Below are 9,637 nucleotides of genomic sequence, written 5' to 3'. Positions count from 1 at the left end.
GTGCGGGCCAGCGCAACTTCGAGCGCGGCCAGCTCAGCGCCGCGGCCGACAAAGGGCGCCAGGCCGCGGCGCACGCTGGCCTCGAAGCGCCGCCCCACCGGGGCCCGGCCGAAGACGCGGTAGGCGGCCAGCGGGGTCGCGCGGCCGCGCAATTGCAGCGAGAAGCGCGGGCCAGTCTCGAAGAACTGGCTCTGCAGGCCCAGGCTCTCCTCGCTGGCGATGATCTCGTCGCGCTTGGCGGCCTCCGACAGGCGCGCGGCAATGTTGGGCGCGTTGCCGAGCAGCTCGAAGCGGCCGCGCATCTGGTCGCCGTCATTGACGAGGACGATGCCGGCATGGATGCCACTGTGCAGCGACAGGCCGGAGAAGCCCGCCGGCCGCGGGCCAGGCGGCAGCAGGCCGCGCACGGCGGCGTGCAGCTCCAGCGCGGCCTCGGTGGCGCGACGGCCGTCGTCTTCGCGCACCTCAGGGTGGCCGAAGACGGCCAGCATGCCGTCGCCCTGGATGCGTGCGATGACGCCGCCATGGTGGGGCACGATGCGCTCGTAGAGTTCGCGCAGACCGGCCAGCATGGCCGCGTAGTGCTCGGCCTCCATCCACTCCGCCATGGACGTGGAGCCGCTCAGGTCGACGAACAGCAGCGTCAGCAGCCGGCGCTGACCAGCGGCGTTGGGACTGGCGACAGTGAAGGCGAAGGACTCGGTCACAACGCGGGGGATGCTAGCCGCTGCGGCCCGCGACGGCGGCGAATACGCGCCGTTTGCCGACGTAACTCCAGGCGCGGGGCATCAGGCTAGCCTTGCATCGGCGTGAAGTCGGTGTCGGCCACGGTACGCGGCGAGTCCGTGGGCAGGTCTTCCTCGCGCAGGCCCAGGTAGATGGGCTCGCCATTGCGGCGGTGGATGTTGATCTTGGCGTTGTAGACGCGGTGGATCAGGCCATGCTTGTCGGCCATGTGGTATTCGCTGATGCCCCACAGCCCCGTCGCGTCGCGGCGGCCGGTCAGGTAGCAGGCGATCTCGTCGACCTCGGAGCCGGCGAGCTTGAGCCCGTTCAGGCTGCGCAGCGGCGCGCGCGTGCGCTCGACGAAGTCCAGGCTGTCGATGCGCACGTCTTCGCCGGTGGCCTCGTCGTGCATCAGCGTGTTGAATTTGCCGACCAGGATCTGGCCCGGCTCGGCGCGCTCGATCATGCGGGCCAGCTCGATGGTGACCTGGCCGACCAAGTAGCTGAACGAGGTCGGGTTCAGCCCTTCGGATTGATAGAACTCGTAGTGCGAGCCGACATGGAAGCAGGCCCGCAGCCGCGGCACCGATTCGGGGCGCGTCGCGCGCTCCTGGGCCAGCGCGTTGTCGGCCAGGATGAACTGCATCAGCTGATACAGCTCCACATTGGCCTCGATGCCGCGCATGCGGTTCCAGATGTAGAAACCGTCGCCCGTCGTCGTGCGCGCGAAGTTGATGTTGATCTCGCGGTCCAGCAGCTTGGCGTAGGCCGCGTTGACCGAGCAGGACAGGCTGTTGAGCTGCACCACTTGCTGCAGCGGCGTCAGCAGCGAGAAGCCAACGGCGTCGAACAGGATGACGGCGCGGTCCTCGACCAGGCGGATGCCATAGCGCGCCGCGATGGCAGCGATCAGCGGCAGGCCCAGGCCGCGCTCGGGCGCGAAAGGCAGCTCGATGAGGCGGGGCACGATGCCCAGCGCCGCTGCGACGGCGTCGAAGGCCTGCTTGTCCAGGTGCTCCTGGTTGGACAGCAGCTTGTCCAACAGGCGCGCGCGCCGCGTCAGCTCCTCGGACGACAGCGTGCCGTCGCCGAGGGCGAACTCGGTCAGCATGGGGTGGGGCGCGACCAGCACGCGCAGGCCGCGCGGCTCGGGTGTCCAGCCGTAGATGAGGTTGTCACCCAGCGCCCACAGCGCGTACAACGCCTGGTCGAGCCGGATGATGTTGTCGCGCAGTGCGGTTTCACTCAGGCCGGGCGGCGCTGGGTAGGCCATGAAGCCATCCAGCCAGGATCGGCGTTTGCGCAGCTCTTCTTTCACAAGCGGGCTCCGATGAAGAAGCCCGGATTGTCTTTCAGAGATGTATCAGCCGGCGCAGGTCGCAAGCCGACTCGGCGGCGCAGCCCCGGCCGGCGGCCTGCTGCGCCGGCGACTCGGCTCGGTGATTCATCGTCGAAGGCATCGTCATGCCGGGCTCAGGCGCGGCGGACGGTGACGCTAACGCGGGGCAGTTGCTGCACCTGGGCCACTTCGCGGACGGCATGGCCGGTCACGACGACGCGGGGCAATTGGGCAATTGCCGGCGTGGCCTTGCCGGTGATGACGACGCGGGGCAGCTGCTTGATTTCCTGTGGGGCAGCGCTGGCACTGAAGGCGGTGAACGCGAAGGCAGCGACTGCGGCGGCTTGGATGAGTACGGTGGTGTTCATGATGCTTCCTTGGGGTTTCGCTCAGCGCTATTGCTGTGTCGATGGAAGCAGTTTCGTCACCGAAGCCGCGCGCCGCCATGACGCTGCGATGAAGCGTCGGACGCAGGCGGCGAACTGCATGCGGCCGCGATGGACGGCTATTTGTCTGGCGCCAGATGCGCGGCTAGGAAGGCCTCGATGCGCCGCCAGTGATCCTGGCGGTTCTCCCACTTGTAGAAGCCGTGGCGCTCGCCCGGGTAGGACACCCACTCGGGCGGCCGGCCGGCTGCTGTCAGCGCGTCGCGCAGGTCCTTGCCGTGGGCCAGCGGCACGCGCTCGTCGAGTTCGCCGTAAGCCAGCAGCAGCGGGCCGAGCAGCTTGTCGACCAGGCGAATGGGCGAGTTGGTCGTCAGCAGCGTCGCGTCGGCCTCGGCGTCGCCCACCGCGATGGGCAGGTGAAAGCTCAGCGCTTCCAAGGGCGCGTCGGACCAGTGTCGCGAGGTCAGCTTGCCGAGATCGGTGGGCGCCATCGAGGCGACCGCGCAGCTGATGCCGCCGCGTGCCAGGCCCATCAGCGCGGCATAGCCGCCATAGCCTGCGCCGACGATGCAGACCCGCTTGGGGTCGGCCAGGCCGCCCTTGACGGCCCAGGCCAGCGCGTCGGCCAGGTCGTCCTGCATCCGCAGGCCCCACTGCTTGTCGCCGGCCAGCAGATGGCGCTGGCCATAGCCGGTGCTGCCGCGGAAGTCGACCTCCAGCACGAGGTAGCCGCGCGACGCATAGAACTGCGGTTCGGCTTGCCAGGCCCAGTGATTGCCACGCACCCAAGGGCCGCCATGCACGAGCAGCACGGTCGGCGCCGGACCCGGCGTGCCGGGATGGGTGAGCACCAGCGGCAGACGCAGGCCGTCACGCGCCGCAATGGCGGCCGTCTGGCGTGGCCGCCCTTCGGTAATCCACGGCATGCTGGCGGCCACAGGCGTCAGCTGACGGGTCGCGCGGTCGAACAGGAAATAGCGTGGCGGCCGGCGGTCCGAGACGGAGGTCACCAGCAGCATCGGTGCGGCCAGGCAGCGCTGGCAGCTGACGGTGTTGGCCGCGCCGGGCAGGCGGCGGTCGATGTCGGCCTGGGCCTCGGCCAGCTCGGGCGAGAACCACGCCGTCTGGGGCACCTCGGCCTCGAAATGCGCGCCGAGCAACTGGCCGCTGTCGGCGTCGTGCAGCAGCCCGGGGTTGACGTCGTGGGTGGCCGAGGCGACCACGCGCGTGGTCGGCGCGCCCGGCGCTAGGCTGTCCGCCCGGTGCAGCGCGCGCCGGCCATGCTCGTGCACGCTCAGGTACAGGCGGCCTTCGCGGTCGATGGCCAGCGGCCAGCGGTCCGATTCGCGCTGTTCGGATTCGTGCCAGACCTTCCATCCCGCGTCGCCATCGCGCCAATGGATGCGCGTGCCGCCACGCCCGTTGCTGCCGGCCGCGAAGGCTGGCTGGCCGGTGGCATCCAGCACCCAGTGGGTGATGCCCTTGGGGGCGCTGTCGGTCAGCCCGCGGCGCCGCCCGGTGGCCACGTCGAGGCTGGCCAGCTCGACGTGGCCGAGATGGCGCTGCCGGTCGCCGACGTTGTGGCGGATGACGAGCTGGCCTGGGCGCTCCGGCGCGGGAGGCTGGAACAGGCTCCAGTTGCCGTCCAGCATGCGGCTCGCCTGCGGCGTGCCGCCGCGGCTGCCCCAGCCGGTCGGGTTGACCCACTGCTTGAAGCCGCTGCCATCGCGGTTCATCGTCCACAAGCCCGGCGCGATGCCCCGGCCTTCGCCGTCGACGCGCGGGCGAACCGTGAATGCCAGACGGTCGTCGTCGATCCAGAAAGTCTCCCTGATGTCCGCCTGACCGAAGGCCTTGATCGGGATGGCTTCGCCTGGCTTGTCGGTCGCGAGGACGGCGACGCTGGTCGTCTTGCCGTCAGGGTTGATGATGGCCGCGACATGGCGGCCGTCGGGCGACAGCACGGGTCCCGAGAAGGCCGGCGGGCGCTGGAAGTCTTCGATGCTGGGCGGCGCGGCCCGGGCGGCGCAGACGACGGTCAGCATGACCAGGGTCAGTGCTTTGATCATGGTTTTGCGGCGTTGCCGATGTGGCGGGACAGGAAGCGCTCGACACGCCCCCAGAAGTCCTCGTTGGTCTTCAGGTCGAACCAGCCATGGCCTTCATCGGGGTAGACGACCCATTCGAGCGGCTGATCGGCGCGCAGCGCTGACTTCATGTCGGTGCCGTGCTTGAGCGGCACGCGGCGGTCCTCGGCGCCGTAGGCCATCAGCAGTGGCATGCGGATCTTGCTGGAGCGCGCCAGCGGCGAGGTCTTGCGCATCTGCTCGGCGTCGGTCTCCGGATCAGCCACCAGGCGCTTCATGCCGTACTGCTTCCACTCCTCGGAGAAATCGCTCCAGCTGATGCTGGACATCAGGCCGATGTCGGTCACGCCGAGCCCCCGTAGCTGGCGCCCATGATGCAGGCGCGTTTGGGGTCGGCCCAGCCTTGCTTGACGCCCCAGGCCAGGGTGTCGGCGAGATCGTCCTGCATGGCCAGGCCCCATTGCTTCCAGCCGGCACGAAAGTGCTTGAAGCCGTAGCCGGTGCTGCCGCGGAACTCCGGCTCCAGCACCAGATAGCCGCGGCTGGCGAGGAATTGCGCCATGGGCTCCCAGCGCCAGTGCGTGCCGCGCACATACGGGCCGCCGTGCACCAGCACGACGGTAGGCGTGGCGCCCTTGACGCCGCCGGCCGGCTGGGTGACGAGCACCGGGATCTCCAGCCCGTCGCGGGCCTTGATGCGGTGGTAGTCCCGCTGGCCCATCGCCGTCACCGGCAGGTCGGCTCGCATGCCGGCCAGCGGCTCGAGCTGCTGGTCGGCCGTCTTGTAGAGGTAGTACAGCGGCGGGCGCAGGTCGGACAGCGCGGTGACGATGAGATGGCTGGCGCCCACGCAGCGCAGGCATTCGATGAGGTTGACGCTGCCGGGCAGGCGGGCATCGACGTCGGCCTGGATGGCCTTCATCGTCGGCTCCAGCCACGCGGTGCCGGGCGCGTCGGTTTCGAAGCGCACACCGAGCAGCCGACCGCTGCCGGGCTCGGTGATGAGGCGGCCCCGGAAGTCGTAGCCCGGCGTGGTGACCAGCGGCTCGCCGTCGCTGTGGCCCGTCTTGCTGTCCAGCTGGTACAGCGCCTGGTAGCCGCGGTGGCCCTGAATACCAAGCATCTGGCCGTCCGGCCCGAGCCAGGTGGGCCAGGGGTTTTTGCGCGCGTGCGGGTCGTCGTCATGCCAGAACTGCCAGTCGCCCGCCTCATCGCGCCGGAACAGCCGGACGCGGCCCTGGTGCAGGGTCTCGATGATGCGCGGCTCGGCGCGCCAGTCCAGCAGCCAGTTGATCGTGTGGTCGGGGATGCCTGTGCTGAGCGTGCGGGTGATCCCCGTCGTCGTGTCAAGCCGCGCGAGCTGCACGCCGGTCGCGGCGCGCTCGTCCATCCAGGGGCGGCGCAGCACGACGACCTCGTTGCCGTCCAGCCCGGGCGGGACGCTGTGCAGCGTCCAGTTGACGTCCAGCCGGCGGTTGCCGATCAGCGTGGCGGTGGTGATGAAGGGCTTGTCGGTGTTGATCAGCTGGCGCAGCTTCGTGCCGTCACGGTCCGCCGCCCACAGGCCCTGGCCGTTGACGCGCGTCGTGCCGTCGGGCGAGTCGGACACGTCGAAGACCAGCCGATCCTCGTGGATCCAGTGGTGGCTGGCGATATCGGCATCGCTGAAGCCGGCGACGAACTTGGGCGCCTGCAGCGTCTGCAGGTCCAGCACCCCCAGCCACATACGGTCGCCCTTGCCGGCGGCCTGGATGGCGAGGTAGCGGCCGCTCGGGCTGAGCTTGGGCGCGCGCACCTGCGGGCGCTTGAAGAAGGCGGTGGCCGGCGGTGGTTCGGCCGCGGGGGCGGTCGGCGCCAGCACGGCGGCGGCCAGGGCCAGCATCACGGCGGCCAGGCGGTTCTTCATCAGCACTCCCTGCTGTTTTGAGCCCGGGATTGTGGCGGCCTATCATGGCCGGTTCGTCGTGAAAACTCCCATGTCAGCCCCTGAGTCCAAGTTCATCCGCGTGCGCGGCGCCCGCACCCACAACCTCACGCACATCGCCGACGACCTGCCGCGGCATCCGCAGGTCGTGCTCACCGGCCTGTCGGGCTCGGGCAAGTCCTCGCTCGCCTTCGACACGCTCTATGCCGAGGGTCAGCGGCGTTATGTCGAGAGCCTGTCGAGCTACGCGCGGCAGTTCCTGCAGCTCATGGACAAGCCCGACGTGGACATCATCGAGGGACTGTCCCCGGCGATCTCCATCGAGCAAAAGGCCACCTCGCACAACCCGCGCTCGACCGTCGGCACGGTCACCGAGATCCACGACTACCTGCGCCTGCTCTATGCCCGCGCCGGCACGCCGTTCTGCCCCGAGCACGACCTGCCGCTGGAGGCGCAGTCGGTCAGCCAGATGGTGGACGCCGTGCTGGCCATGCCCGACGAGTCCAAGCTGATGCTGCTGGCGCCGGTCGTGCGCGACCGCAAGGGCGAGTTCCTCGAACTGTTTGCCGACCTGCAGGCCCAGGGCTATGTGCGTTTCCGTGTCGACGGCGCGACGGTGGAGGCGCCCGACGTCCCGGCGCTGAAGAAGGCCGAGAAGCACGACATCGACGTCGTCATCGACCGCATCAAGCTGCGCCATGACTCCGCCGACAGCCTGCGCCAGCGCCTGGCCGAGAGCTTCGAGGCGGCGCTGCGCCAGGCCGACGGCCGCGCGTTGGTGATGGACATGGACAAGGACGAAACGACGCTGTTCTCCAGCAAGTTCGCCTGCCCGATCTGCTCGTATTCGCTGCCCGAGCTGGAGCCGCGGCTGTTCTCCTTCAACTCGCCCGTGGGCGCCTGCCCGAGCTGCGAGGGCCTGGGCCAGGTCACCGTCTTCGACCCCGACCGCGTCGTCGCCTTCCCGACGCTGTCGCTGGCCAGCGGTGCGGTCAAGGGCTGGGACCGGCGCAACCCCTACACCTTCTCGCTGCTGGAGTCGGTCGCGGCCCACTATGGCTTCGACGTCGAGGCGCCGTGGGAGAGCCTGCCCGCGACAGCCCGCGAGGTGCTGCTGCGTGGCTCGGGCGACGAGGACATCAGCTTTGTCTACCACGCCGAGACGGCCTCGGGCAAGAAGCGCTCGGTCAAACGCCAGCATCCCTTCGAGGGCATCCTGCCCAACCTGCAGCGGCGCTTCAAGGAGACCGATTCGGCTGCGGTGCGCGAGGACCTGGCCCGCTACATGGCCGCCAAGCCCTGCACCGCCTGCGAGGGCTCGCGCCTGCGCCGCGAGGCGCGCAACGTGGTGCTGCAGCCGGCCGATGCGCCGGCCGGCACGCGCGGCCGGCCCATCTTCGAGGTCGAGCATTCGACGCTGCGCGAATGCCTGGACTATTTCGAAGGCCTCAAGCTCAAGGGCAACAAGGCCGAGATCGGCGACAAGGTCATTCGCGAGATCGCCTCGCGGCTGCGCTTCCTGAATGACGTGGGGCTCAACTACCTCAGCCTCGACCGCAGCGCCGACACCCTGTCGGGTGGCGAGGCGCAGCGCATCCGGCTCGCGAGCCAGATCGGCTCGGGCCTGACGGGCGTCATGTATGTGCTGGATGAGCCCAGCATCGGCCTGCACCAGCGCGACAACGACCGGCTCATCGCCACGCTGCGGCGGCTGCGCGACCTGGGCAACTCGGTGCTGGTGGTGGAGCACGACGAGGACGCCATCCGCGCGGCCGACTGGGTGCTGGACCTGGGGCCCGGCGCCGGCGTGCATGGCGGTCGCATCATGTCGCAGGGCACGCCCGCGCAGGTGGCCGCCGATCCGAACTCGCTGACCGGGCGCTACCTGAGCGGTGCCGCGCGCATCGAGGTGCCCAAGGAGCGCCACAAGCCGGCCGAGGGCGCCAGGCTGCGCATCGTCAATGCGCGCGGCAACAACTTGAAGGGCGTGACGGTCGAAATCCCGGTCGGCCTGTTCACCTGCGTGACCGGTGTGTCCGGCTCGGGCAAGAGCACGCTGGTCAACGACACCCTGTACGCCGCCGTGGCCAAGAAGCTCTACAGCAGCCACGCCGACCCGGCGCCCTATGACGAGATCGAGGGGCTGGACGCCTTCGACAAGGTCATCAACGTCGACCAGAGCCCCATCGGCCGCACGCCGCGCTCCAACCCGGCCACCTACACCGGGCTGTTCACACCCATCCGCGAGCTGTTCGCCGAGATGCCCACCGCGCGGGAACGCGGTTACGGCGCCGGCCGCTTCAGCTTCAATGTGGCCGGCGGCCGCTGCGAGGCCTGCCAGGGCGATGGCGTGCTGAAGGTGGAGATGCACTTCCTGCCGGATGTCTACGTGCCCTGCGACGTCTGCCAGGGCCGGCGCTACAACCGCGAGACGCTGGAGGTGCTCTACAAGGGCAAGAACATCACCCAGGTGCTGGGCATGACGGTGGAGGACGCGCACGAGCTCTTCAACGCCGTGCCGACGCTGGCGCGCAAGCTGCAGACCCTGCTGGACGTGGGCCTGGGCTATGTGAAGCTGGGCCAGAGCGCCACGACGCTGTCGGGCGGCGAGGCCCAGCGCGTCAAGCTGGCGCTGGAACTGAGCAAGCGCGACACCGGGCGCACCCTCTACATCCTCGACGAGCCGACCACCGGCCTGCACTTCGCCGACATCGCCCTGCTGATGAAGGTGCTGCACCAGCTGCGCGACGCGGGCAACACCATCGTCGTCATCGAGCACAACCTGGACGTCATCAAGACGGCCGACTGGCTCATCGACATGGGCCCGGAGGGCGGCGCCGGTGGCGGCAAGCTGCTGGTGGCCGGCACGCCCGAGGACGTGGCGGCCTGTGAGGCCAGCCACACCGGGCGCTATCTGGCGCCGTTGCTGCGGCGCTGATCAGCGCCGTTGGCGCAGGCGAAAGGCGATGACGAGCAGGCCCAGGGCGATCATGGCCCAGGTGCCGGGCTCGGGGACGGCGGGGACGCTGTCGCCCGGCAGACTGGTATCGGCCGTCGACACCCGGCCGGGCGGCAGGGCCGGCATGCCGAGGTTGACCAGGCCGATGCCGCCGCCGCCCGCCGTCGCCGGCGTTGGCGCGCTGCCGCCAGCCAGGCTGAAACCACCGCCCTGCGC

General features: G+C 69.7%; 8 protein-coding genes. 1 reads left to right on the top strand and 7 read right to left on the bottom strand.

Features of this window, described 5'->3' with window-relative positions:
• The 6 genes from ACT6S0_RS24345 to ACT6S0_RS24320 all read right to left on the bottom strand — a co-directional run.
• Positions 1 to 707, bottom strand: a 707-nt coding sequence (locus ACT6S0_RS24345) for an adenylate/guanylate cyclase domain-containing protein (RefSeq protein ID WP_444766344.1), incomplete at its 3' end; no start/stop codon positions are given.
• A gap of 86 nt (positions 708 to 793) precedes the next feature.
• Complete coding sequence (locus ACT6S0_RS24340) at positions 794 to 2,044, bottom strand: hypothetical protein (protein ID WP_444766343.1); 1,251 nt, start codon at positions 2,042 to 2,044, stop codon at positions 794 to 796.
• A 155-nt stretch (positions 2,045 to 2,199) separates the two neighbouring features.
• A complete protein-coding gene (locus ACT6S0_RS24335; protein ID WP_444766342.1) occupies positions 2,200 to 2,433 on the bottom strand; it encodes a hypothetical protein in 234 nt (77 codons plus the stop codon).
• Between the two features lie 137 nt (positions 2,434 to 2,570).
• A complete protein-coding gene (locus ACT6S0_RS24330) occupies positions 2,571 to 4,520 on the bottom strand; it encodes an alpha/beta hydrolase family protein (RefSeq protein ID WP_444766341.1) in 1,950 nt (649 codons plus the stop codon).
• On the bottom strand, positions 4,517 to 4,867 hold the full coding sequence (locus ACT6S0_RS24325) for an alpha/beta hydrolase family protein (RefSeq protein WP_444766340.1): 351 nt from the start codon (positions 4,865 to 4,867) through the stop codon (positions 4,517 to 4,519). Before ACT6S0_RS24325 ends, ACT6S0_RS24330 begins: the two co-directional genes overlap by 4 nt.
• 14 nt (positions 4,868 to 4,881) lie before the next feature.
• Positions 4,882 to 6,444: an alpha/beta hydrolase family protein gene (locus tag ACT6S0_RS24320; RefSeq protein WP_444766339.1), complete on the bottom strand. Its 1,563-nt coding sequence runs from the start codon at positions 6,442 to 6,444 to the stop codon at positions 4,882 to 4,884.
• 70 nt (positions 6,445 to 6,514) lie between these two features.
• On the opposite strand from ACT6S0_RS24320, the gene uvrA reads away from it, so the two are divergent.
• Positions 6,515 to 9,400, top strand: a complete 2,886-nt coding sequence (gene uvrA / locus ACT6S0_RS24315) for an excinuclease ABC subunit UvrA (protein ID WP_444766338.1) — start codon at positions 6,515 to 6,517, stop codon at positions 9,398 to 9,400.
• Here uvrA and ACT6S0_RS24310 read toward each other — a convergent pair.
• Positions 9,401 to 9,637 (bottom strand): PEP-CTERM sorting domain-containing protein (locus ACT6S0_RS24310; RefSeq protein ID WP_444766337.1); only part of this gene is annotated, 237 nt, incomplete at its 5' end.

Source organism: Roseateles sp., from assembly GCF_052436255.1.
In the GTDB taxonomy this organism is placed as follows: domain Bacteria; phylum Pseudomonadota; class Gammaproteobacteria; order Burkholderiales; family Burkholderiaceae_C; genus Pelomonas.
Note: the sequence above shows the minus strand (reverse complement) of the source record. Positions and strands in the feature narration are given on the sequence as shown.